Annotated in this window: 24 protein-coding genes and 4 pseudogenes; 20 read left to right on the top strand and 8 right to left on the bottom strand. The window is 52.8% G+C overall.

Annotated features, from left to right (window positions below):
* Positions 1–165: 165 nt before the first annotated feature.
* Both A1830_RS08475 and A1830_RS08470 read left to right on the top strand, forming a co-directional pair.
* The gene (locus A1830_RS08475) at positions 166–1422 is read left to right on the top strand and encodes an MATE family efflux transporter (RefSeq protein ID WP_067704455.1); all 1257 of its coding nucleotides are present in this window, start codon (positions 166–168) and stop codon (positions 1420–1422) included.
* A gap of 8 nt (positions 1423–1430) precedes the next feature.
* A complete protein-coding gene (locus A1830_RS08470) occupies positions 1431–2390 on the top strand; it encodes an ATP-grasp fold amidoligase family protein (protein WP_067704452.1) in 960 nt (319 codons plus the stop codon).
* 62 nt (positions 2391–2452) lie between these two features.
* Here the strand turns inward: A1830_RS08470 and A1830_RS08465 are convergent, their stop codons facing one another.
* Entirely contained in the window at positions 2453–2734 is a 282-nt protein-coding gene (locus A1830_RS08465) for a YjcB family protein (RefSeq protein WP_067704448.1), read from the bottom strand.
* 172 nt (positions 2735–2906) lie between these two features.
* Positions 2907–3308, bottom strand: a complete 402-nt coding sequence (soxS, locus tag A1830_RS08460) for a superoxide response transcriptional regulator SoxS (RefSeq protein ID WP_067704445.1) — start codon at positions 3306–3308, stop codon at positions 2907–2909.
* Positions 3309–3433: 125 nt separating this feature from the next.
* Between soxS and soxR the strand changes: the two genes are divergently transcribed.
* The 12 genes and pseudogenes from soxR (at position 3434) to mazF (ending at position 10943) form a co-directional block, all read left to right on the top strand.
* The gene (gene soxR / locus A1830_RS08455; protein WP_067704442.1) at positions 3434–3904 is read left to right on the top strand and encodes a redox-sensitive transcriptional activator SoxR; all 471 of its coding nucleotides are present in this window, start codon (positions 3434–3436) and stop codon (positions 3902–3904) included.
* 41 nt (positions 3905–3945) lie between these two features.
* Entirely contained in the window at positions 3946–4608 is a 663-nt protein-coding gene (locus A1830_RS08450) for a glutathione S-transferase family protein (protein WP_067704438.1), read from the top strand.
* 405 nt (positions 4609–5013) lie between these two features.
* The gene (locus A1830_RS08445) at positions 5014–6363 is read left to right on the top strand and encodes an NCS2 family permease (RefSeq protein ID WP_067704435.1); all 1350 of its coding nucleotides are present in this window, start codon (positions 5014–5016) and stop codon (positions 6361–6363) included.
* 168 nt (positions 6364–6531) lie between these two features.
* Positions 6532–8181 (top strand): Na+/H+ antiporter, encoded by a 1650-nt coding sequence (locus A1830_RS08440; RefSeq protein ID WP_067704431.1) that lies wholly within the window; start codon positions 6532–6534, stop codon positions 8179–8181.
* A 2-nt stretch (positions 8182–8183) separates the two neighbouring features.
* On the top strand, positions 8184–8597 hold the full coding sequence (locus tag A1830_RS23935) for a plasmid SOS inhibition protein A (RefSeq protein WP_082804124.1): 414 nt from the start codon (positions 8184–8186) through the stop codon (positions 8595–8597).
* Positions 8569–8706 carry a hypothetical protein gene (locus A1830_RS23260; protein ID WP_231877591.1) on the top strand — a complete coding sequence of 46 codons (138 nt, stop codon included), beginning with the start codon at positions 8569–8571 and terminating at the stop codon, positions 8704–8706. The genes A1830_RS23935 and A1830_RS23260 overlap by 29 nt, the downstream gene beginning before the upstream one ends.
* Before the next feature lie 58 nt (positions 8707–8764).
* Positions 8765–9037 carry an AbrB/MazE/SpoVT family DNA-binding domain-containing protein gene (locus tag A1830_RS08435; RefSeq protein ID WP_067704427.1) on the top strand — a complete coding sequence of 91 codons (273 nt, stop codon included), beginning with the start codon at positions 8765–8767 and terminating at the stop codon, positions 9035–9037.
* A complete protein-coding gene (locus A1830_RS08430; protein ID WP_067704424.1) occupies positions 9037–9402 on the top strand; it encodes a type II toxin-antitoxin system PemK/MazF family toxin in 366 nt (121 codons plus the stop codon). Before A1830_RS08435 ends, A1830_RS08430 begins: the two co-directional genes overlap by 1 nt.
* A gap of 104 nt (positions 9403–9506) precedes the next feature.
* Positions 9507–9585: pseudogene (locus tag A1830_RS23930) on the top strand (IS6 family transposase); the annotation flags it as partial.
* Positions 9586–9612: 27 nt separating this feature from the next.
* Positions 9613–10182 (top strand): annotated as a pseudogene (locus tag A1830_RS08425) (IS6 family transposase); the annotation flags it as partial.
* 116 nt (positions 10183–10298) lie between these two features.
* Positions 10299–10610, top strand: coding sequence for an AbrB/MazE/SpoVT family DNA-binding domain-containing protein (locus A1830_RS08420; protein ID WP_369815696.1), 312 nt, complete (start codon positions 10299–10301; stop codon positions 10608–10610).
* Positions 10611–10943: an endoribonuclease MazF gene (gene mazF / locus A1830_RS08415; protein ID WP_064645507.1), complete on the top strand. Its 333-nt coding sequence runs from the start codon at positions 10611–10613 to the stop codon at positions 10941–10943.
* 39 nt (positions 10944–10982) lie between these two features.
* Here mazF and A1830_RS08410 read toward each other — a convergent pair.
* A pseudogene (locus A1830_RS08410) lies at positions 10983–11393 on the bottom strand (IS6 family transposase); the annotation flags it as partial.
* On the opposite strand from A1830_RS08410, the gene A1830_RS21290 reads away from it, so the two are divergent.
* On the top strand, positions 11384–11599 hold the full coding sequence (locus tag A1830_RS21290) for a tlde1 domain-containing protein (protein ID WP_082804129.1): 216 nt from the start codon (positions 11384–11386) through the stop codon (positions 11597–11599). The pseudogene A1830_RS08410 and the gene A1830_RS21290 sit on opposite strands and share 10 nt — an antisense overlap.
* Before the next feature lie 378 nt (positions 11600–11977).
* On the opposite strand, the gene A1830_RS08405 is transcribed toward A1830_RS21290, so the two are convergent.
* Positions 11978–12463, bottom strand: coding sequence for an Hcp family type VI secretion system effector (locus tag A1830_RS08405; protein ID WP_067704419.1), 486 nt, complete (start codon positions 12461–12463; stop codon positions 11978–11980).
* A gap of 170 nt (positions 12464–12633) precedes the next feature.
* Between A1830_RS08405 and A1830_RS08400 the strand changes: the two are divergent.
* Positions 12634–13056 (top strand): annotated as a pseudogene (locus tag A1830_RS08400) (Rpn family recombination-promoting nuclease/putative transposase); the annotation flags it as partial.
* Between the two features lie 183 nt (positions 13057–13239).
* On the opposite strand, the gene A1830_RS08395 reads toward A1830_RS08400, so the two are convergent.
* The gene (locus tag A1830_RS08395; protein WP_067704417.1) at positions 13240–14142 is read right to left on the bottom strand and encodes a LysR family transcriptional regulator; all 903 of its coding nucleotides are present in this window, start codon (positions 14140–14142) and stop codon (positions 13240–13242) included.
* 101 nt (positions 14143–14243) lie between these two features.
* Here A1830_RS08395 and A1830_RS08390 point away from each other — a divergent pair, with 101 nt between their 5' ends.
* The 3 genes from A1830_RS08390 to A1830_RS08380 all read left to right on the top strand — a co-directional run bounded on the left by A1830_RS08390 (position 14244) and on the right by A1830_RS08380 (position 16090).
* Positions 14244–14672 (top strand): CidA/LrgA family protein, encoded by a 429-nt coding sequence (locus tag A1830_RS08390; protein WP_067704413.1) that lies wholly within the window; start codon positions 14244–14246, stop codon positions 14670–14672.
* On the top strand, positions 14665–15363 hold the full coding sequence (locus A1830_RS08385) for an LrgB family protein (protein WP_067704410.1): 699 nt from the start codon (positions 14665–14667) through the stop codon (positions 15361–15363). Before A1830_RS08390 ends, A1830_RS08385 begins: the two co-directional genes overlap by 8 nt.
* A gap of 181 nt (positions 15364–15544) precedes the next feature.
* Positions 15545–16090: a YfaZ family outer membrane protein gene (locus tag A1830_RS08380; RefSeq protein WP_067704407.1), complete on the top strand. Its 546-nt coding sequence runs from the start codon at positions 15545–15547 to the stop codon at positions 16088–16090.
* 48 nt (positions 16091–16138) lie between these two features.
* On the opposite strand, the gene A1830_RS08375 is transcribed toward A1830_RS08380, so the two are convergent.
* From A1830_RS08375 to acs, 3 genes are all read right to left on the bottom strand, one after another.
* On the bottom strand, positions 16139–17782 hold the full coding sequence (locus tag A1830_RS08375; protein WP_369815700.1) for a cation acetate symporter: 1644 nt from the start codon (positions 17780–17782) through the stop codon (positions 16139–16141).
* A 20-nt stretch (positions 17783–17802) separates the two neighbouring features.
* On the bottom strand, positions 17803–18114 hold the full coding sequence (locus tag A1830_RS08370; RefSeq protein WP_067704401.1) for a DUF485 domain-containing protein: 312 nt from the start codon (positions 18112–18114) through the stop codon (positions 17803–17805).
* Positions 18115–18425: 311 nt separating this feature from the next.
* Positions 18426–20381: an acetate--CoA ligase gene (gene acs / locus A1830_RS08365; protein ID WP_067704396.1), complete on the bottom strand. Its 1956-nt coding sequence runs from the start codon at positions 20379–20381 to the stop codon at positions 18426–18428.
* A gap of 531 nt (positions 20382–20912) precedes the next feature.
* Between acs and gltP the strand changes: the two genes are divergently transcribed.
* Positions 20913–22217: a glutamate/aspartate:proton symporter GltP gene (gene gltP / locus A1830_RS08360; RefSeq protein ID WP_067704393.1), complete on the top strand. Its 1305-nt coding sequence runs from the start codon at positions 20913–20915 to the stop codon at positions 22215–22217.
* The last annotated feature ends 247 nt before the right edge of the window (positions 22218–22464 follow it).

Genomic DNA, 22464 nt, shown 5'->3' with positions numbered 1-22464 from the left:
TATTTTAAAATAACGCTTTTCGTTAAGAGCGAAAGCTATCCTGCTGTATGATTAAAAATATTCAGGCGTCTTTTTTAGCCAGGGGAAATTCAGCAAATTTCTTTTGTTGTAAACAAGGATGTACCGTTTTTTGCAGTAAGTAGTTCGTGTCAAAAGGATGCTTTAATGAAACACAGTGTTATGTCAAACGCCGCCTGGATGATGTCGGAAAAAATCGTTTCCGTCTTCGGCGTGATATTTGTGACGTCTTATGTCGCGAAATCATTTGGTCCTACTGTCTTTGGACAAATAGCATTTTCTGCTTCACTTTTTTCAATTGTTCAGACGGTCGCCATTTTTGGCACAGAGACCATTTTATTTAAGAGTATTAGCAAAAGCGTGCCGAAGGGGATGCGCCTGATGGCAGTAGCGAAGCAGCTGCGGATGGCGCTTTTGCTCATACTTTCTTTACCGGTATTACTTTACATTTGGCTGACCATGCGCGAAAACTTTATGGTATTTGCGATCGCCTCTTTTCTTTCAGCCATATTTGTTACACAGGATATTTTCAGCGTTTACAATAATGCGCGGCTGGCGTCGAGAATGAATACCGTCGCCAATGCCACAGGAATGATACTGAGCTTCGCCATCAGTTTTACCATCGCCTGGATGAAGCTCAGCCCGTTACTGTTATCGCTGTCGATTGTTGCCGTCACGCTGGTGCCCTATCTGATTAAACGCGGCATGTTTTATCAGGCACAGAGCATTACTCCGCCGCCCAGGCGTAAACATAAAACCTATCTGCGCTACCTGCTGCATGCGGGCCTGCCGCTGGCCATATCCAGCGTGTTTATCTCGATTCAGGTGAAGCTGGCGCAGTTTTTTTTGGTTGGGGTGGGTTCAGCGCATGAGCTGGGGCTGTTTACTGCCGCGAATACAATATCGGCCTCGTGGATTTTTATCCCGGTGGCGATCATTACGTCCTGCTTTACAGAGATATTCAGGGCGCGGTCAGATGTTGCAATCCAGCTGGCCTCAAGGCTCTACGGCTATGTTATGGCAGTCTCATTTCTGATGCTTATTTTCATTGCGCTGTTTGGCGACAGAATTATCAGTGTCCTCTTTGGGCACGACTACACACAATCTGGAAATCTCGTTACGTTATTGTCGTTAGCAACCTGCTTTTCGGCAATGGGGACAGTAGCTTATCGCTATATGGTGAAAGAGGGTGGTTTTAATTATCTGTTGGTAAAGATTATTTTACTGGTGGTAATTAGCGTGGCAACCAACTGGTTTTTCATCCGTTCCTGGGGGTTAACAGGCGCAGCCTGGAGTGTTCTTGTGACGGAACTCTTATCCCTGACCGTAATGAACTATTTCTTTAAGAATGCCGTCATTCTTAAAATACAGCTTTCCTCACTTAACTACAAAACCTACAAATGAGGTGAAAAATGTTCAAGCTCAAAACTGAACTGAGAAAAGGCGTCTTATATCTGTTAAAAAAGATGCCATGGTCCTACCAGGACAGAATTTATTATTTCCATAAATTTAGAAAGTTACCTAACATTCGCCAGCCGAAGTTATTTAATGAGAAGGTTTTATATCGTAAATTTATCACCGGAGACTACGTTCGTTATGGGATCCTATCGGATAAAATTCTTGTGAGAGACTATATTTCAAAAACCATCGGCGAAGAGTATCTCATTCCGCTGCTGTATGAAACGGCCGATCCCATTACGCTGCTGGGACTTAAATCATTAAAAAATACCGTTATCAAACCGAACCACGGCTCCGGTATGGTAGAAATCTTCCTGGATGAGCCGGACTGCATCCAGAAACAGCTGTTGATTAAACGCTGTGAAGAGTGGTTGAGTCGTGATTTTTCGCATGAAGCACGCGAGATCCACTATCGTTACATCAAGCCCAGGATTCTGGTGGAGCAGTATGTGGGCGACGGCAAGTTCGCTGCTATTGACTACAAGTTTCATATGTTCAATAAAAAAGACGGCAATTATGAGTACGTGCTGCAGGTGATTTACAACCGCAGCGGCAACTCGCCGCTCTCTATGAACTTTTACGTCAACAATCTCAGCCACTGCTTCTACAAGATCCGCGATACGGGTCTCGATATCAGCGGCGATCGGGAGACGCTCGAGAAGGCTCTGGAGTTAAGTAAGAAGCTGGCGAGTGACTTCGATTATGTTCGCGTTGACTGGTACATCAGTGAGGGCCAGATCTACTTTGGCGAGCTGACTTTCACGCCGGGCGCGGGGATGGTCACCGGACTGGAACAGGGGCTGGATAAAATGATGGGTGATATGTGGCTCCAGGAGCGTAAATCTGCCGCGCTGCCGCGGGCGCATCGCCCGGAAGAGACCGCGCCTCTACCTGCTGTATTTAAGAAGATCTGATGATGTGGTTAAGGTAAACGGTGAGCCGCCTGTTACTCAGAATTTGCGGCTCACGGGGGCGGTTAAGGCATGGGGTAATCGGCGGGCGTGTGGCTCATTACGTCGATGAAGACATCTTTAGTGACGTGCCAAAAATTTTGTAGATTGCTCATGCTTAGCGTCATGCCCAGCAGGCCGGTTACAAACCAGCAGGACATGCCAATCCCGATGCCGGTAAAGATAAAGGCCATTGCGTTATGGCTGCTTTTGCGGCACCTGACGTTAAATGTGCTGGCCAGAAACATCATCACAGCACTCACCAGTTCCCATCTCATCAATATCAGGCTTGTGGTTAAGGTTCCCATATCTCGTTCAAACTCCGCGAATAACTGCCCTGACAATAGGTAGTGGCATCACGCGATTTGGACGAAGGGTTGCCAGGATAAGCCCTTAGTCGAAGCTGACCCAGAGGTCATGTAAGTGTGACGACGGTCACATTATATCACTCGTTTTTAAAATTTGAATAATTTTTAGGCATTAAAGCAGGCTATTGCTGTGATATCCCATGCCAGCACTGCAGTCAAAGGCATAGCTGGTCTGACGGGTCAGCGACTGGCGGCGCATGCTATGGCGGTAAGCGGTAGGCGTCAGGGAAAACTGGCGGCGGAAGACGCGGGAAAATGTCTGCTGCGAATCATAGCCATACTGCATCGCAATATCAAAAACCGGCCGCTGCGTCTTACGAAGCGCTTCAGCGGCCAGCGTTAACCTGCGCTCACGAATATATCCCCCCAGCGTCTGTTTGGTCACGGCGCGAAACATCCGCTGCAGATGCCATTTTGAATAGCCCGATTTAGCGGCGACGTCATCAATTGACAGGGTTTTGTCGAGATTATTCTCAATCCAGTCGGTCAGTGTGTGGATGATGTTGTCATGCATACGTCTTTTCTCCCTGGTTCAGCTGCGCTGTCAGCCCCGGATGGGTAAATTGCGCCAGAAACGATGTCGCCTTCTCAATGGCTGCTGAGTATAATTCCTCAAGTTAACTTGAGGTAAAGGGCAAAATGAAAAAAAATCTCCACGGCGCGAACAAGCGTGAACTGACACCAGGCGATGTGGCACAGCGCTGTGGCGTCGCCGTATCAGCGCTCCATTTCTATGAAAGTAAAGGATTAATCAGCAGCTTTCGCAATCCGGGAAATCAGCGGCGCTATAACCGCGACGTACTGCGACGGGTCGCAATTGTTAAAATTGCCCAGCGCATCGGTATACCTCTGGCAACCATTGGTGAGCATCTGCTGCAATTTCCACCGGGAAAAAGGATGTCGCCTAAGGACTGGCGAGGCCTGACCGAACGCTGGCGGCAAGAGCTGGATCGACGTATCGCGACGCTGACCCGACTGCGCGACGACCTGGATGGCTGCATCGGCTGCGGCTGCCTGTCTATGGCCGACTGCCCGTTGCGCAACCCTGATGACCGTCTTGGCGAACGGGGGACCGGTGCGATCCTGCTGGAGCCGACGAACGAGCCATAAGGTCTATACTCAACGCTTCGCAATCATTATAAGGCCAGCCCATGATTACCGTTCACCATCTGAATAACTCCCGCTCACAGCGCGTACTCTGGATGCTGGAGGAGCTTGACGTTGCGTATGAAATCAAACGCTATCAGCGAGAAGCGTCGATGTTGGCACCCGAGGCGCTAAGAAAAGTGCATCCGCTGGGCAAATCTCCGGTTATTAGCGATGGCGATCGGGTTATTGCGGAATCCGGCGCGATCCTTGAGTACCTTGCGGAACGCTATGATAGCGAAAACCGACTAAAACCTGTTGATGATGACGCGCGTCTTCAGGCTCGTTACTGGCTGCACTACGCCGAAGGATCGCTGATGCCGCTGCTGGTAATGAAGCTAATCTTTGGCCGGATGGGGAAACCGCCGGTGCCCTGGCTGTTACGCCCGATTGGTGGCGCATTCGGCAAGGGGGTGCAAAAGGCGTATCTCGATAAACAGCTGACCACGCATCGGGAATTCATTGAGCAGCACCTGAGCCGTAATGCATGGTTTGCCGGCACGCAGATAAGTATTGCCGATGTGCAAATGAGCTTTCCGCTACAGGCGTTTTCGGCGCGTGGCGGGGCGGAAAACTCACCGGCTATTCAGGCATGGTTAAGCAAAGTGCAGGCCCGAAGCGCCTGGCAGCGCGCCCTGCAACAGGGCGGCGAAGTCAACCCTGGCTAAATCTTCCCCTGAAATTAGCATGAGCGGCGCAGGTGGCTTCCTGCGTCACCGTATCATAAGAAAGTGCTATTAGAGCGCGTTATGCCGGGTGGGTAGAGTCACCCTGGTGGCTAACTGAGCAGGGTGACCGCCCTGACGACCCTGTCGGCGTAAATATATGCGCGATCGGAGTTGAATCTGCGGCATTAAAGGCTGGATAATCGTTTGCCTTTTAAAACAATGCGGCTTTAAACAATGCGGCTTTTTTGCGTGGCGTAGTTAACGTTTCCCTTTTTTCCGATCGTCGCCTCTGAGGGGGCTTTTGCGATCTGTGAACATAGCGGGCCAGGATGTAAACGTTGAACCCGGTTGTGCTTCCTGCACCACGCATTGATAAATCATAAAAATTTTCAGGGGATTTTCACTATGTCGACTCCTTCACAACCGGCGCGCGGAACGTTAGATGCCTGGTTTAAGATCTCATCGCGAGGAAGCTCCGTTCGTCAGGAGATTCTGGCGGGCCTGACCACCTTCCTGGCAATGGTCTATTCGGTGATTGTGGTTCCGTCTATGCTGGGCAAGGCCGGTTTCCCACCTGCGGCGGTATTTGTTTCAACCTGTCTGGTCGCCGGTTTTGGTTCGCTGATTATGGGAATGTGGGCCAATCTGCCCATGGCTATTGGCTGCGCAATTTCACTGACGGCCTTTACCGCTTTTAGCCTGGTGCTGGGTCAGCATATCAGCGTGCCGGTGGCGCTGGGGGCAGTATTCCTGATGGGGATCCTCTTTACCATCATTTCAGCGACCGGTATTCGGGCCTGGATCCTGCGTAACCTGCCGATGGGTGTGGCACATGGGACAGGCGTCGGCATTGGGCTTTTCCTTCTGCTGATCGCGGCCGACGGCGTAGGCCTGGTCGTGAAGAACCCCGCACCGGGCTTACCGGTGGCGCTGGGTGATTTCGCCTCTTTTCCGGTGATTATGTCGTTACTGGGGCTTGCAGTCATTTTTGGGCTGGAGAAGCTGCGCGTGCCTGGCGGTATTCTGCTGACCATCATTGGTATTTCCGTTATCGGGCTAATTTTCGATCCGGCAGTGAAATACCAGGGGCTGTTTGCACTACCCAGCCTGCACGATGCACAGGGAAATTCGCTGGTTTTCAGCCTGGATATTCTGGGGGCGCTCAAACCTGCGGTGCTGCCAAGCGTACTGGCGCTGGTCATGACGGCCGTATTTGACGCCACCGGCACCATCCGCGCCGTAGCCGGACAGGCTAACCTGCTGGATAAAGATAATCAGATTATCAGCGGCGGCAAAGCGCTGACCACGGATTCCGTCAGCAGTATTTTTGCGGGTCTGGTGGGCGCTTCTCCAGCGGCTGTCTATATTGAATCGGCGGCGGGTACGGCGGCGGGTGGCAAAACGGGCCTGACGGCAATCGTGGTGGGTATCCTGTTTCTGCTGATCCTGTTCCTTTCTCCCCTGGCGTATCTGGTGCCTGGCTATGCGACGGCGCCGGCACTGATGTATGTTGGCCTGCTGATGCTTAGCAACGTTTCAAAAATTGATTTTGAAGACTTTGTTGATGCGATGTCCGGGCTGCTGGCTGCGGTATTTATCGTTCTGACCTGTAACATCGTTACCGGTATTATGCTCGGCTTTGGTTCGCTGGTTGTCGGTCGGATTTTTGCCGGTGAGTGGCGCAGGTTGAACCCAGGTACGGTGATTATTGCCATCGCGCTGGTGGCCTTCTATGCGGGCGGCTGGGCCATCTGATGCCTCGCGGGGCCGTTAATACGGCCCGTTAACTTTTCAGGCTATTCTGCGTCGATAGCGCACATCCTGTTTTTAAACCATCTATTTTTTTGTTTTACTATTGCAGCGAACAAGCTGATTTAATCGATTGGATCACGTGTAAAACCCAGGAAGCCGTTTAAGGAAAGCATGGAAATCTTTTTTACTATCCTCATATTAACGCTGGTGGTGTCGCTGTCTGGCGTCGCTGCCCGCATCATTCCCTTTCAAATTCCGCTGCCGCTGGTACAGATAGCGATGGGGGCGCTACTTGCCTGGCCTACGTTCGGGCTGCATGTAGACTTCGACCCCGAACTGTTTTTGGTGCTGTTTATCCCGCCGCTGCTCTTTGCCGACGGTTGGAAGACGCCAACCAGCGAGTTCCTGCATCACGGACGCGAAATTATCGGTCTGGCGCTGGTGCTGGTGCTGATCACCGTGGTGGGTATTGGCTATCTGATTTACTGGCTGGTGCCGGGTATTCCACTGCTGGGTGCCTTTGCCCTGGCGGCAGTACTTTCGCCCACCGATGCCGTGGCATTATCCGGCATTGTCGGAGAAGGGCGCATCCCGAAAAAAATTATGTCAATCCTGCAGGGTGAGGCGCTGATGAACGACGCGTCTGGCCTGGTGTCACTGAAGTTTGCCGTTGCGGTCGCGATGGGAACGATGGTGTTTACCGTGTCGGGCGCCACCCTTGAGTTCTGCAAGGTCGCGATTGGTGGTCTGCTGGCCGGGATCGCAATCTGCTGGCTGTATGGTAAGTCGCTGCGCCTGTTCAGCCGCTGGAGCGGGGACGACCCGGCAACCCAGACCGTGCTGCTGCTGCTGCTTCCCTTTGCCTCTTACCTGATTGCGGAACATATTGGCGTATCCGGTATCCTGGCCGCCGTCGCGGCGGGTATGACAATCACCCGCTCTGGCATTATCCGTCAGGCCCCGCTTGCTATGCGTCTGCGTGCTAACAGCGTCTGGCAGATGCTGGAATTTGTCTTTAACGGCATGGTCTTCCTGATGCTGGGTCTGCAACTGCCGGGTATCCTTGATACCTCGGTAAGCCAGGCGAAGGCTGATCCTAACGTCGAGTTGTGGATGCTGTTTGCCTCAGTAGTGATGATTTATGGCGCACTGATGATAGTGCGTTTTAGCTGGCTGTGGATGATGCAGTTAATCAGTAAGCGCGTGCTTAAAAAGAGCCCGATGGAATTCAGCAGCTATTCGCTGCGTGAGCTGTTAATTGCCTCATTTGCGGGCGTACGCGGTGCCATTACGCTGGCCGGTGTACTCTCCATTCCGCTCTATCTGACCAATGGGGATGCCTATCCCGCTCGCTATGAGTTGATATTCCTCGCGACCGGCGTGATCCTGCTGTCCCTGCTGGTGGGTGTAGTGCTGCTGCCCCTGCTGCTGCGTGGCATTCCCGGCATGGACAAAACGGCGCATCGACATGAAGTGCAAATGGCGCGCGCGGTTATGGCGGGTACGGCGATTGAAAGCCTGCATAAAATGGAGGAGCGTCTGATTGCCGACACCGAAGAGAACATTGACGTTGAACTGCTGAAAGAGGTGAGTTCGCGGGTGATTGGCAATATGCGCCGCCGGGTGGATGGTAAAGAGGATTTAGAGCGTGCGCTGTTTGCCGAAAATCTTGAACGCCGCTTCCGCCTGACTGCGCTTCGTGCGGAGCGCGGGGAGCTTTATCATCTGCGTGCGACGCAAAAAATCAGCAACGAGACCATGCAGAAACTGCTGCACGATCTTGACCTGCTGGAAACGCTCCTTATCGAGAAAGAAGAGTAGTCATCGGGCACTGCCTGGATTTTCTGAGCTTTGCGCCGCAAACGCGCTACAGCCTGGACGAGCTTATCCGCACGCGGGGCGAGCGTTGCCCGCTGCCGCTGTCCTTATACACGGGACAGAACCTTTTTCCTGAAACCCTGACGCGAACCGCCGAACGCCAGACCCGTCGCATTGAGCTGCGGGTTAACAGGCGGTTTTCACGCGAGGCGAGGGAGCGGGAGCAGACGCGTAGACGCTACCAGAACCGCCTGGCACAGGCCGAAATCGACCTGGCGTTTCACACCCCCTCCACGGTCGGCAGCTGGATGTGTATGAGGAAGATTTGCAGATGCGTGTGTATGCCTGGCTGCGGCGCTTCCCGTGCGGTCCGCGGGCAGGCCGCATGGAATGGGAGGGGGAGAAACTCTGGCGGGTGATGCTGGACATCAGCGATATGGCGGGGAGCTGGTACCTCACAAGCAGCTGGCCGACCGCATGGCGCTGCCTGACCGGCTGCAGGGTCAAAAATATACCGGGGAAGTGTGACTTTGTGGAACATAAAGCGTATCGTAGGTGTAACTAAGTCACACTATGAGAGGCAATTATGTCACTGACAAGACTGAGACAGCAGGGCGGGGCGGTGGTGCTGACCATACCCAGTGATATCGCCGCGAGAGCGGGCTGGAGCGTGGGAACCGTACTGGACGTTACCGCAGAAGGCGAGGCGGTCAGCATCCGGCCAACTGGCCGCATTGCGCGGGGCAGAAAAACGGTCGCGCAGCTGCTGGCCGGAATTGATGAGAGCGAAATCCGCGACTTCAACGAGGCGGTCAGCGACGGGCTGAATGATAACCCGCAGGGCAGGGAGACTATCTGATGGTATCGCGCAGGGTGCCGCAGAAAGGCGAAATCTGGCACGTCAACGGTGACCCCGTTGAGGGCCGGGAGTTTAAAGGCCCGCACTATTACCTGGTTATTTCACCCCGTGAGCTGGTCGCTGCGCTCGGTACGGCGGTCTGCATTCCCGTCACCAGCGGTTGCGGGGCGGCCCGCTCACAGGCCGTCACCGTTTATCTTGACGGTGACAGCACCGATACTGGCCAGGTTACCGGCGTGGCACTGTGTTATCAGCTACGCTCGCTGGACCTGACGGCGCGCAGCGCCAGCTATGCGGCCAGAGTCGAGCCACACATCATGGACGAAATCTTGTCGATGGTGGTTGATCTCATAGACCCGCGCTGAGGGAGGCCGGGGCCGCCGCAAGGCCCCCTTTCCTGCCCCGGTAACGTGACCGCAAATGCTGACCGTAGAGATCGAGGCACTGTTGCAAAAATCTGGAGGTGATAATTTACCGCTGGGTTCAGCGTTATGCGCCTGAAATGGAAAAACGACTGCGCTGGTACTGGCGTAACCCTTCCGATCTCAACCCATGGCACATTGATGAAACGTACGTGNATTTACCGCTGGGTTCAGCGTTATGCGCCTGAAATGGAAAAACGACTGCGCTGGTACTGGCGTAACCCTTCCGATCTCAACCCATGGCACATTGATGAAACGTACGTGAAGGTGAATGGCCGGTGGGCTTATCTTTACCGGGCAGTCGACAGCAGGGGCCGCACCATCGATTTTTATCTCTCCTCACGTCGTAACAGCAAAGCCGCATACCGGTTCCTGGGTAAAATCCTCAAAAACGTGAAGAAGTGGCAGATCCCGCGATTTATCAACACGGATAAAGCGCCCACCTATGGCCGGGCCCTCGCGCTACTCAAACGTGAAGGTCGGTGTCCGCCTGACGTTGAACACCGACAGATTAAGTACCGGATTAACGTCATAGAATGCGATCATGGCAAGCTGAAAAGGATAATCAGCGCCACGCTGGGATTTAAATCCATGAAGACGGCCTACGCCACAATCAAAGGTATTGAGGCTATGCGTGCACTACGTAAAGGTCAGGCCTCAGCATTTTATTATGGTGCTCCTTTGGGCGAGATGCGTCTGGTGAGCCGGGTCTTTGAAATGTAAGGTCTTTCAATAAAACAAAAGGCCACCTCATCGTGAACTTTGCAACAGTGCCCTTTTCGCCCTTACCTATATCACTACTTAAAGTTAGCTAAACACCCGGTCTAGCAGGAAGGGGGATGCTTGTAGATACATTGTTTATCCTCTACAATGTATCTACAAATATGAGGGAGGACATGTTAATGACAACAGTAACGCTAAAAAAATGGGGCAATAGCCCATCGATCAGAATACCAGCCAGCGTAATGCAAGCAGCAGCACTTAATGTCGAAGATAAACTCGATTTGAAAATTGATGAAGCTGGCCAAATTGTTTTAGTACCATTGAAATCTAAAGATTATTCACTGGATGTACTGTTATCAGGTATCACACCAGATAACGTTCACGGAAAAATAGATTTTGGTTCGCCAGTTGGAAAGGAATTGATCTAAATGGTTTCACGTTACGTACCAAATTCTGGTGATCTAATCTGGCTGGATTTTGACCCCGTAGAAGGTCACGAACAGGGGGGCCATCGCCCTGCTGTCGTCCTTAGCCCTTTTTCTTACAATAATCCCGTAGGGTTGCTGCTTTGCGTTCCGTGTACCACTAAAGCTAAAGGCTATCCATTTGAGGTAGAACTATCGGGTAGCCGCGAAAGTGTTGCTCTTGCCGATCAAGTTACCTGTGTTGACTGGAGAGCGCGAAAAGTAACAAAAAAAGGCACTGTATCGCCTGAAGAACTTGCTGAGATCAGAGCAAAGGCTAAGGCTCTAATCGGATGAAAAATCCCTGCCGCGCTTTGCTTGGCGGGGTCTGAAGCCCAACCGTACGATCTCGTACGGTTGGGCTTCAGACCCCTTGTTGAGGATTTTCCCCAGGAACCGATAGGCGGCTTTGCTGTTACGCCGTGGTGAAAGATAAAAATCGATGGTGCGCCCCCTGCTGTCGACTGCCCGGTAAAGATAAGCCCACCGGCCATTCACCTTCACGTACGTTTCATCAATGTGCCACGGGTTGAGATCGGAAGGGTTACGCCAGTGCCAGCGCAGTCGTTTTTCCATTTCAGGCGCATAACGCTGAACCCAGCGGTAAATAGTGGAGTGATCGACATTCTCACCACGCTCAGCCAGCATCTCCTGCAGCTCAGGGTAGCTGATGCCGTATTTACAGTACCAGCGTACCGCCCACAGAATGATGTCACGCTGAAAATGCCGGCCTTTGAATGGATTCATGCGCTGCTCCGTCAGCAAAAGGTGGCCATAATTTTATCAACTTCAGATTTTTGCAACAGTGCCGTAATTTTCGACTACATCCACCTGGGCCTGCGGGAGTTTCTCTGGGTTGCATTACACTTCAGCATCGTACCGATTTTCTCGCCATACGGCAGGCACTGCTTTCTACACAGCAAATTAAACTCCTTAATGGCTTAATGGCTTAATGGCTTAATGGCTTAATGGCTTAATGGCTTAATGGCTTAATGGCTTAATGGCTTAATGGCTTATGGCACAATCGAGGTAATTCTTAATGGAAGCTCAACGTGTCCCAACAGGATTTAGGATTCTCATTGGCGCTGTGATCTGGGTTCTCGCATTTGTTGTAGCAAGACCTTCAGATCCCATTACAAGAGGTGAATTCGCATTCTGGGACAAGGCAGCTAGTCTTTTGGGGAGAATGATGTAGATGGTTTTATCGGTATTTCACTTCTTGTCGGATGTACACTGATAACTATCGTGGGCTACCAGATTGCAGTTCGCCTAATAGAAAAAATGTTGAACAAATTACGATAAACGAAATCGGGCTACGCCCGGTAACTTCTTCAGGCACGGTCTTCCCAGCTGTCAGAGAACAAAATGTTCCCGTCGCAATATTTCCAGGTGATCTTTTCATACATGAAAGATACCGACTCCATGTGGTTTATCGCTGACATTCCTGCCATTTTAGCATTTGGCATACCAGGATTCACTGACACTACTTTTACACCTTCCAGTAGCATATTGAAGTATTCTTCTTCCTGACTTGCATGATTGATCCGATACCATTTGAATTCAGCTGATTTGAGCGTCTGCCCTATTGATACAGCTTTATAAAGATAGGGGCTTGATGAGTCGAATTCTTTTTCAAAGGATATTGGGGCGTGGGAGCATTTTCCGGTAATTTTACCCGTAGCGGTATCAACTGGAAGATTAACGCCGTGCGAAAAACCGAGTATTTCAATACTACCTTCGCGATCCTGTACATCAACAGTGCCACGAATATCGGCACCACCATCATCTTTGAGCCAAACATAAGCGGGTATTGGCATAAAATTTTTCCTTTAACTAATCCATGTAAACATCGTTGATTATGAGGAGTTAAATGGTTTTAGTGGAAAGTTTGTACTCAAAATCATTCTTGAAAATCATCAGAAATACATAAATTACAGATAGTTATTCTCTTAACGTGTTTTTTTATACCGTTGGACTTCAAACCCCTATGGCGGCCCTGACTCTGCTACAAAAGCATATTCACCAGCGTGATCTGACCTGCCTGCTTGACAGGCTGGCTACCGTTTTGCTGAAGGAGCACATGACAGGACAGCAGCTGGTTTCGCTGATAAACTATCTGTTACAGGCGGGTGAGACTTCAGATGCAGAGGCCTTTGTACGCGAACTGGCACAGCGGGTGCCGCAACATGAGGAGAAACTGATGACCATCGCACAACAGCTTGAACAAAAGGGCATTGAGAAGGGCATCGAAAAGGGTATTCAGCTCGGTGAGCAACGCGGTATTGAGAAAGGTGAACGTGAAGCCACCCTTAAAATCGCCCGCACCATGCTGCAGAATGGTATCGATCGCCCTACTATCGTTAAAATGACCGGCCTTTCAGAGGAAGTCCTGGCGCAGATCCGCCACTAAACGTCGTTAAAATGACCGGCCTTTCAGAAGAAGTCCTGGCGCAGATCCGCCACTAAACGTCGNGAAGTCCTGGCGCAGATCCGCCACTAAACGTCGTTAAAATGACCGGCCTTTCAGAAGAAGTCCTGGCGCAGATCCGCCACTAAACGTCGTTTGGGTAGCCTTCACTGCAAATGAACCGGCTTAAACCGATAGCGTGGGCGCTTCACCCGGCCAAAACTCCCGGCAGCAAGCTATCCATGCCTGGGCGCTTTTTGACAGATAGCTCCCTTCCCGCCAGATCAGCCCCAGCTTCCAGACCAGCTCCGACTCCAGAGGCAGCCACAACAGGTGGGTTTTATCCAGCCGCTGGCAGATAGGCTCCGGTAAAATCGCCACGCCCATTCCTGCCTGCACCATTGCTGCCAGAAAATCCCACTGACCGCTGCGCACCGCAATCTGCGGTGTAAAACCGCTGGCCTGAAAGGCGCGCATTAGCTGACGGTTAAGCGAAAACTCCTCGTTATAAATCAGGATCGGATGTCCGGCCAGTTCGGCAATGGGCATATGCGTCCGCCGCAGCCAGGCCTGGGTCCGTGGTACAAGGACGCAAAGTGGATGGCTCATCAGCGGCAGGGCGTTGAGCGGTAAATCGTCGGCGACCGGCAGCGCGGTCAGGGCAATATCCAGCGTGCCCGACAGAACGGCCTGCTGTACGGTCAGGCCGCCAAATTCAGAAATCTTCAGCTCCACGCCGGGGTAGCGCTGGCGAAACGCAGAAATTGAACCCGCAATCTGCATGCCGACCATCGGAGGAATGCCCAGCCGCAGTTCGCCGGTTTTCAGATCGTTGATGTCGCTAATTTCTGCCTCCAGCTGCTTAAACTCCTGAAGGATAGTGACACCGCGCTGATAAACCGCCTGACCGGTATCGGTTAAATGCAGCTTGCGGCCCTCGCGGATCAGCAGCGTACAGCCCAGCTCATCCTCGAGCTGACGCAGCATTTTACTGATGGTGGGCTGGGTAACAAAAAGCTGCTCAGCCGCACGGGTAAAGCTTTGCTGGCGCACCACTTCCACAAAATAACGCAGGGCCCGAACGTCCATAAACATTCCTGTAAGGCATAGTTTGAATAATATTAAGTCATTTTTTTCACAGTTTGATACCGCTTTATACTCTTTCTCTACACCGTAAAGGAGAAATTATTATGGCATTGGTCTCGCGCCCGTCGATATCCGGCAGATGGCAGTGGGTGCAGGTTCCGCTCCAGGTCGCGCTGTATGTCGCTTTTTTTCTACTGGCCGAACAGCTGGTGGACCGTCTGCATCTCCCCTTACCGGCGAATATCGTCGGTATGCTGCTGCTGCTGGCGTTGATTATGCTGCGCGTGCTGCCGTTAAACTGGGTGAGGGCCGGATCGCGCTGGCTGCTGGCCGAGATGCTGCTGTTTTTTATACCCGCCGTGGTGGCAGTGGTGAACTATTCACAGCTGCTGCGCGTAGAGGGCTGGCGCATCATGCTGGTGATAGGCATCAGTACGCTGCTGGTATTGAGCGCTACCGCGCTGGTCGTGGATCGCGTGTACCGTTTCGAGATCTGGCTTGCCCAGCGCAGCCGGGAGAAGGGCGATGAGTGATTTTTTTATCAGCATGCTGTGTCTGGTGGCAACCGTACTCATATACCTGCTCAATAAGCGCCTGTATCGACGCTGGCACAGGCTGTTACTAATGCCGCTGGTGATGACGCCGATGGTTTTGGTCGCCCTGCTGTTGCTCACCCATACCTCATGGCAGAACTATATTGGTGAGAGCCACTGGCTACTCTGGTTGCTGGGACCGGCAACGCTGGCATTTGCCGTACCGGTGTACGAAAACAGGGCGATTATTCGTCGTCACTGGCTCTCGCTCAGCGCGGGTGTCATTACCGCAACGTTGGTTGCCGTTTGCAGTTCAGTCTGGCTGGCCCGGCTGCTGACCCTGCCGGAGGCGATTCAGCGCAGCCTGGCCGTGCGTTCCATTACCACACCCTTTGCGCTGGCGGCAGCTAAGCAGATTGGTGGCCAGCCCGATTTGGTGGCGCTGTTTGTGGTGATTACCGGCGTGTTTGGTATGGCAACGGGCGATCTGCTGTTTATTCGACTGGCGGTAAAACAGGGAATGGCGAAGGGGGCCGGTTTCGGTGCCGCCTCGCACGGTGCCGGTACGGCGCGGGCCTATGAGATTGGGCAGGAAGAGGGGGTAGTGGCAAGTCTGGTCATGATGCTTTCTGGCGTGGTGACGGTGATCCTCGCCCCCGTTATCGGCCATATTATGTGGGCCGCACTCTGACCGCTTGCGGGTGGCTTCTGTATTTGCGGCGGAGGTGAGCGCGCAGGCGCGTCAGAGTTCGGAGAGAGATGCGCGTAAAGTGTGCGCAGATAAGCGGATTTCTCATGTTATTCAGCCTGAAGTTGGTTTACTCTGCGAAGCCGCCGGTAAACGGCGTGAGTAAATTCATCAGGAGAATAAAATGAAAGCAGTGGCAACTCTTGCAGGCGCAGTGGCGATTTTCGCCCTGGCAGGTCCGGCGCAGGCAATCGAAGGCGGCGTTGACGTCGGCGAGCATTACACTAACGTGCGCGTGGGAATGGGTACCACCTCGCCTGGCTTTGCGCTGTCAGGTAACTGGCTACGCAGCGATCACGACGGCAACGCTGAAAGCGTCGGTCTGGGCTATAACGTCGCGGTTGGCGACCTTTTTCTCTCCCCAACCGTGAAGGTTATGTCAACCAACCCTACCGACAGTAAGGATGGCTACGCCGTCGCGGTCGGTGGCAGCGCACAGTACGCGGTGACCAGCATGTTTAACGTTTTTGGCGAGTATTACTACTCCCCGGATGCATTCTCCAGCCATATTGATGACTATCAGGAAGCCTCGGCGGGCGTAAGTTTCCAGCCGATTTCGCTGGTGGACGTGCGCGTGGGCTATAAATATATGACCATGAACGGCAAAGATGGCCGTAAAGATAATGTGATTGCTGATGGTCCGTATGTCGGTGCAGCGCTGCATTTCTGATGAAAAAAAGGCGAATCTCACGATTCGCCTCTCTTCCCCTCACTGGCGCTAATGCACCTGGCCGTCGTCTATTCCTATCCCCGTTTGTGACCTGACAAACTGCGCCTTAAAGCGCAGACGCTCCTGTTTGCCCTCGGCTGAGCTGTCCGTTACTGAGAACAGCCAGATGCCAATAAAGGCCACTGCCATGGAGAACAGCGCAGGGTATTCATAGGGGAAAATCGCTTTAGTGTGTCCCAGAACCTGAACCCACACCGTCGGGCCCAGGATCATCAGCACCACTGCCGTCAGCAGCCCCAGCCAGCCACCGATCATCGCCCCACGCGTTGTCAGCTTCGACCAGTACATCGACAGCAGGATGATCGGGAAATTACAGCTGGCGGCCACGGAGAAGGCCAGCCCCACCATAAAGGCAATATTCTGCTTCTCAAATAAAATGCCCAGCGCGATGGCAACGAAACCCAGCACTACCACGGTGATTTTGGACACTTTTAGCTCCTGCCGTTCCGTGACCTGGCCCTTACGCACCACGCTGGCATACAGGTCATGCGACACGGCTGAGGCTCCGGCCAGCGTCAGCCCGGAAACTACGGCCAGGATGGTGGCAAAGGCGACCGCAGAGATAAAGCCGAGAAACAGACTGCCGCCCACGGCATCCGCCAGATGTACCGCAGCCATATTATTCCCGCCAATCAGCGCGCCCGTCGCATCCTTAAACGCTGGGTTCGACCCGACCAGCAGGATGGCCCCGAAGCCGATAATAAAGGTAAGAATATAGAAATAGCCCATAAAGCCGGTGGCGTAGAACACGCTTTTCCTTGCCGCGCGCGCATCGCTGACGGTGAAAAAACGCATCAAAATATGCGGCAGCCCAGCGGTGCCAAACATCAAGCCCAAGCCGAGCGACAGCGCTGAAATAGGGTCGTTCACCAGGCCGCCGGGCCGCATAATCGCGATGCCTTTTGGATGAACCGCAATGGCCTGCGTAAACAGATTATTAAAGCTGAAACCCACCGTTTTCATCACCATGATGGCCATAAAAGTCGCGCCAAACAGCAGCAGCACCGCTTTGATGATCTGTACCCAGGTGGTGGCTAGCATGCCGCCAAACAGCACGTAGAGCATCATCAGAATTCCGACCAGCACCACGGCAACATGATAGTTAAGCCCGAACAGCAGCTGAATAAGCTTACCCGCGCCTACCATCTGCGCAATCAGATACAGCGCCACCACCGCCAGCGATCCGCAGGCGGAGAGCGTACGAATCGGAAGCTGTTTCAGACGGTATGAGGCCACGTCGGCGAAGGTATAACGCCCCAGGTTACGCAGGCGTTCGGCGATCAGGAACAGGATAATGGGCCAGCCGACGAGGAACCCGAGCGAGTAAATCAGTCCGTCGTAGCCGGAGGTATAGACCAGCGCCGAGATCCCGAGGAACGAAGCCGCTGACATAAAGTCTCCGGCCATCGCCAGACCATTCTGAAAGCCGGTGATATTGCCGCCAGCGGTATAATAATCACTGCGTGAGCGGGTGCGTTTTGCGGCCCACCAGGTAATCCCCAGCGTGGCGGCGACAAAGACGATGAACATCACGATGGCTTCATAGTTGACCGGTTGCCGCTCAACCGCACCGCTGAGCGTATCAGCCGACAGGGCAGAAAAGGCAATCGGTAACAGCAGGGCAGGAAGCATATAAACCAGGGGGCATCGTTTCATCCCTTCACCTCTTTCAGCAGCTGACGCGTCAGGCGATCAAACTCGCCGTTAGCCCGCCAGACGTAAAGACCAGTGAGCAGGAAGGAGATAAGAATTAAACCGATACCGATGGGAATACCACGCGTTACGCTGGTACCCGCATAAAGCGGCGTGCCCAGCCAACCCGGCGCAAAGGCGATCAGTAAAATAAAACCGACATAAAGGATAAGAACAATGGCGGTGAGCAGGGCGGCAAAGGTCTGGCGTTTTCTGACCAGCTCTTTAAAGCGCGCACTCTTCTCCATCCGTTGATAAATAACGTCATTCATCACAGTTTCTCCCTAGGGTATATTATGGCGGCCTTACCCTGTGCTGCCGGATAATGTCCGCCTCCGGAATGCTCTTTAGTAATTATTGCGAACTAAATGACTGCGCGTAATATCGCTATACGTTATTGCGCACCCCGTTTGCACCATGCCGGTTAATGTTATAATGCGTAAACCAGAAATTTTATTTATTCGGCTATCATCATCGAACTGAAAATCAAAGTGGGTTCTGAAAAGGTATGTTAAGGAATATTATGAGAGCCTCATGATAATAAAAATGAGGCTCTCGTATGCATGAATCTTCACCAGGGAACTTAAGGCATTTTAATCGCCTGTTTTTCCTCAAGCAATTTATCCACTACGCCCGGATCGGCCAGCGTAGAGGTATCCCCCAGGTTGCTGATATCACCGGCGGCGATTTTGCGTAATATCCGTCGCATAATTTTTCCCGAGCGGGTTTTTGGCAGTGAATCCGTCCAGTGCAAAATATCGGGCGTGGCAATCGCGCCAATCTCCTTACGCACCCAGTTGCGGACTTCGGCATATAACTCCGGTGACGGCTCTTCACCGCTGTTAAGGGTAATATAGGCGTAGATCGCCTGACCCTTAATACTGTGAGGGATGCCAACAACGGCTGCTTCGGCTATTTTGGCATGAGAAACCAGCGCAGATTCAATCTCGGCCGTCCCCAGCCGGTGGCCGGATACGTTAAGCACGTCGTCCACCCGGCCGGTTATCCAGTAGTAGCCGTCCTCATCGCGCCGTGCGCCGTCCCCGCTGAAGTACATGTTTTTAAAGGTAGAAAAATAGGTCTGCTCAAACCGATCGTGATCGTTAAACAGCGTGCGGGCCTGACCGGGCCAGGAGTCGATAATGACCAGATTGCCTTCGCAGGCCCCTTCCTGCGCATTACCTTCGTTATCCACCAGCGCAGGCTGTACGCCAAAGAAGGGTTTCGTTGCCGAACCCGCCTTCAGCTCGATGGCACCGGGCAGCGGGGCGATCATAAAGCCGCCGGTCTCCGTTTGCCACCAGGTATCGACAATGGGGCAGCGGCCATCGCCAATTTTGTTGTAATACCACTCCCAGGCTTCCGGGTTGATGGGCTCGCCGACTGAACCGAGGATCCGCAGGCTGGTACGGTGGGTCCCGGCTATTGCCTTATCGCCCTCAGCCATCAGTGCACGGATAGCCGTTGGCGCCGTATACAGCAGCGTGACCTTATGTTTGTCCACCACCTCAGCCATGCGCGCTGGCGTCGGCCAGTTGGGTACGCCTTCAAACATCAGCGTGGTGGCACCACAGGCCAGGGGCCCATACAGCAGGTAGCTGTGGCCGGTGATCCAGCCCACGTCGGCGGTACACCAGTACACATCTTCAGGGTGATAATCGAACACGTATTTAAAGGTGGAGGCGGCATAGACCAGATAGCCGCCGGTGGTGTGTAGAACGCCTTTGGGTTTGCCGGTGGAACCCGAGGTATAAAGGATAAACAGGGGATCCTCAGCGTTCATCTCTTCCGGCTGGTGGTGGGCGCTGGCCTTATTCACCAGCTCATGCCACCAGATATCCCGGCCGTTTTCCCAGCTCGATTCCACACCCGTGCGGCGGAAAACCACAACGTTGGTGACTGACGTGACTTTCGGATTCGCCAGCGCAAGGTCGACGTTCTTTTTCAGCGGGATGGTTCGTCCGGCGCGGAGACCTTCGTCTGCGGTAACGACCAGTCTGGCGTTGGAATCAATGATGCGGCCAGCAACCGCGTCCGGTGAAAAGCCACCAAAGATGACGGAGTGCACTGCGCCAATGCGCGCGCAGGCGAGCATGGCGATAGCGGCCTCAGGCACCATTGGCATATAGATGGCGACCACATCGCCCTTTTTAACCTCCAGCTCCTTCAGCGCGTTGGCGAAGCGGCAGACTTCACGATGCAGCTCGCGGAAGGTCAGCGTTTTGCTTTCACTGGCGTCATCGCCTTCCCAAACGATCGCCGGATGGTCACCCCGGCTGTGCAGATGGCGATCAAGGCAGTTGGCAGCAAGGTTCAGCGTACCGTCTTCAAACCAGCGGATATCGATATTACCCGGCGCAAACGAGGTATTTTTCACGCGGGTATAAGGCTTAATCCAGTCGAGGATCTGGCCCTGTTCCCCCCAGAAGGCATCCGGGTCCTGTACCGATAGCTGGTACATTGACTGATACTGTTGGGCATTAATCAGGGTGTGCTCCGCAATGCTGGCGGGGACGGGATGTCTGTATTGTTGGCTCATGGCTGATCTCCTTGAAGTTGTTAATACTATGTCAACCAAAGGTTAAATGGGGTATGGCGCGTGGCTTTGTTTTCTTTTTGCGCGACAGATCACGTCATAGCGCCCTTAATAAGAATAAGGGCATTAATGACCTTAAGTCAGCGGCTTAAAAGGGCCTGTGCAGTCGCTTAAGTCATTTCATAACGAAACTCACCGTGTAATTTTTAGTCAATTAAACCCGGCGATGCATAGCGAGCCAGGGCCTGGTTTGCATACCTATGCGTAATACCTTCGCAATATTGCCAATTATAACAACAGGTTAAATCTTTTGGCCCATTCCAGAGCATTATCCTGTCAGGTGCTAATAAAGTAGCCACAATTCACGCAGGCTTGCATTTGTACCAGTGAAAATGGTACTTATCATCTGCCTGAAAATCAGGTATCAACCATCCCATATCCGTGAATTAGCCGACTTCGGCAAAGCCTCCCTTGAGCGTGATTCATTCCGCAGCCCACCGCGGAGAGCGGGTTTTGTTAAGGAAAAGATAAGTTATGAAAGCTGCTAAATTCAGCCTGGCCTGGCAAATATTGACGGCGCTGGCCCTGGGGATCATCGTTGGCGCGATACTGCATAACCAACCCTCCGATCGTGAATGGTTAATCACCAATATCCTCAGTCCGGCCGGTGATATCTTTATTCATCTGATCAAGATGATTGTTGTACCTATCGTTATCTCTACCCTGATTGTAGGCATTGCCGGCGTGGGTGATGCGAAAAAACTGGGACGTATCGGTGTAAAAACCATCGTCTACTTTGAAGTGATTACCACCATTGCCATTGTGGTAGGTATTACCCTGGCGAACGTGTTTCAACCCGGCTACGGCATTGATATGTCGACGCTGGCAACGGTGGATATCTCTAAGTATGAAGCGACAACGGCGCAGGTGCAGGGTGGGGCACACAGTCTGGTCACCACTATCCTTTCGCTTATCCCGCAGAATATTTTTGCTGCAATAGCGAAAGGTGACATGCTGCCGATTATCTTCTTCTCGGTACTGTTTGGGCTGGGGCTCTCTTCGCTGCCGTCTGAGCACCGCGACCCGCTGCTGAAGGTGTTCCGCTCGACCTCTGAAGCCATGTTCAAGGTAACGCATATGATTATGCGCTATGCGCCGATTGGCGTCTTTGCGCTGATCTCCGTGACCATTGCTAACTTCGGCTTTGCCTCGCTGTGGCCGCTGGCTAAGCTGGTTATTCTGGTTTACGCGGCGATCCTCTTTTTCGCCTTTGTGGTACTGGGTACGGTTGCCCGCATCTGTAAGCTGCGTATTACCACCCTGATACGCATCCTGAAAGAGGAGCTGATCCTGGCGTACTCGACCTCCAGCTCTGAAACCGTGCTGCCGCGCATTATGGAGAAGATGGAGGCCTACGGCGCGCCCAAGTCGATTTGCAGCTTTGTCGTCCCTACCGGCTACTCGTTTAATCTGGACGGTTCCACGCTCTATCAGAGTATTGCTGCGATATTTATTGCCCAGCTGTACGGCATTAACCTGTCCATCGGTCAGGAGATCGTTCTGGTACTGACCCTGATGGTGACATCTAAAGGTATCGCCGGCGTGCCTGGCGTCTCCTTTGTGGTCCTGCTGGCGACGCTGGGCAGCGTAGGTATTCCGCTGGAGGGGCTGGCGTTTATTGCCGGTGTCGACCGTATTATGGATATGGCGCGTACTGCCCTTAACGTCATTGGCAACGCACTGGCAGTGCTGGTTATCGCCAAGTGGGAGCACCAGTTTGACTCAAAGCGGGCCGTTGCTTATGAAGCAAAAATGAAGCATGCGGCGTTGAATCCTTAACACCCGGCCTGATCGGGGGCAACACGGCGTGGGGCGTCAGGCAGTTAACGCTGCGACGGCCCCGCGCGGTTTATTGCGTAAGACCGATGATAATCGTCGTCAGAGAGCGCTTTTTATCTCTGACGCTGTTTAGCTTAACCCATTAATTGTGACCGCTTTTAATACGACATTTCCATTCTGAATAACGCTGCATTTCCTGAGTTGTGCTAAAAAAACCTTCTCTCGCGCACGCTTTTATTTCGTGAAT

This window comes from Erwinia sp. ErVv1 (assembly GCF_900068895.1).
GTDB lineage: Bacteria > Pseudomonadota > Gammaproteobacteria > Enterobacterales > Enterobacteriaceae > Erwinia.
Note: the sequence above shows the minus strand (reverse complement) of the source record. Positions and strands in the feature narration are given on the sequence as shown.

What these genes read in the sequence shown, in the direction of transcription:
- A1830_RS08385 (WP_067704410.1), top strand. Translation starts at nt 14,665, where the DNA reads ATGAGTGATTTTTTTATCAGCATGCTGTGTCTGGTGGCAACCGTACTC.
- A1830_RS08435 (WP_067704427.1), top strand. Translation starts at nt 8,765, where the DNA reads ATGTCACTGACAAGACTGAGACAGCAGGGCGGGGCGGTGGTGCTGACC.
- A1830_RS08450 (WP_067704438.1), top strand. Translation starts at nt 3,946, where the DNA reads ATGATTACCGTTCACCATCTGAATAACTCCCGCTCACAGCGCGTACTC.
- A1830_RS08405 (WP_067704419.1), bottom strand. Translation starts at nt 12,463, where the DNA reads ATGCCAATACCCGCTTATGTTTGGCTCAAAGATGATGGTGGTGCCGAT.
- mazF (WP_064645507.1), top strand. Translation starts at nt 10,611, where the DNA reads ATGGTTTCACGTTACGTACCAAATTCTGGTGATCTAATCTGGCTGGAT.
- A1830_RS08375 (WP_369815700.1), bottom strand. Translation starts at nt 17,782, where the DNA reads ATGCTTCCTGCCCTGCTGTTACCGATTGCCTTTTCTGCCCTGTCGGCT.
- gltP (WP_067704393.1), top strand. Translation starts at nt 20,913, where the DNA reads ATGAAAGCTGCTAAATTCAGCCTGGCCTGGCAAATATTGACGGCGCTG.
- A1830_RS08380 (WP_067704407.1), top strand. Translation starts at nt 15,545, where the DNA reads ATGAAAGCAGTGGCAACTCTTGCAGGCGCAGTGGCGATTTTCGCCCTG.
- A1830_RS08445 (WP_067704435.1), top strand. Translation starts at nt 5,014, where the DNA reads ATGTCGACTCCTTCACAACCGGCGCGCGGAACGTTAGATGCCTGGTTT.
- A1830_RS21290 (WP_082804129.1), top strand. Translation starts at nt 11,384, where the DNA reads ATGGATTCATGCGCTGCTCCGTCAGCAAAAGGTGGCCATAATTTTATC.
- A1830_RS08475 (WP_067704455.1), top strand. Translation starts at nt 166, where the DNA reads ATGAAACACAGTGTTATGTCAAACGCCGCCTGGATGATGTCGGAAAAA.
- A1830_RS08440 (WP_067704431.1), top strand. Translation starts at nt 6,532, where the DNA reads ATGGAAATCTTTTTTACTATCCTCATATTAACGCTGGTGGTGTCGCTG.
- acs (WP_067704396.1), bottom strand. Translation starts at nt 20,381, where the DNA reads ATGAGCCAACAATACAGACATCCCGTCCCCGCCAGCATTGCGGAGCAC.
- A1830_RS08465 (WP_067704448.1), bottom strand. Translation starts at nt 2,734, where the DNA reads ATGGGAACCTTAACCACAAGCCTGATATTGATGAGATGGGAACTGGTG.
- A1830_RS08470 (WP_067704452.1), top strand. Translation starts at nt 1,431, where the DNA reads ATGTTCAAGCTCAAAACTGAACTGAGAAAAGGCGTCTTATATCTGTTA.
- A1830_RS08430 (WP_067704424.1), top strand. Translation starts at nt 9,037, where the DNA reads ATGGTATCGCGCAGGGTGCCGCAGAAAGGCGAAATCTGGCACGTCAAC.
- soxS (WP_067704445.1), bottom strand. Translation starts at nt 3,308, where the DNA reads ATGCATGACAACATCATCCACACACTGACCGACTGGATTGAGAATAAT.
- soxR (WP_067704442.1), top strand. Translation starts at nt 3,434, where the DNA reads ATGAAAAAAAATCTCCACGGCGCGAACAAGCGTGAACTGACACCAGGC.
- A1830_RS08395 (WP_067704417.1), bottom strand. Translation starts at nt 14,142, where the DNA reads ATGGACGTTCGGGCCCTGCGTTATTTTGTGGAAGTGGTGCGCCAGCAA.
- A1830_RS23260 (WP_231877591.1), top strand. Translation starts at nt 8,569, where the DNA reads ATGGGAGGGGGAGAAACTCTGGCGGGTGATGCTGGACATCAGCGATAT.
- A1830_RS08420 (WP_369815696.1), top strand. Translation starts at nt 10,299, where the DNA reads ATGCTTGTAGATACATTGTTTATCCTCTACAATGTATCTACAAATATG.
- A1830_RS08370 (WP_067704401.1), bottom strand. Translation starts at nt 18,114, where the DNA reads ATGAATGACGTTATTTATCAACGGATGGAGAAGAGTGCGCGCTTTAAA.
- A1830_RS08390 (WP_067704413.1), top strand. Translation starts at nt 14,244, where the DNA reads ATGGCATTGGTCTCGCGCCCGTCGATATCCGGCAGATGGCAGTGGGTG.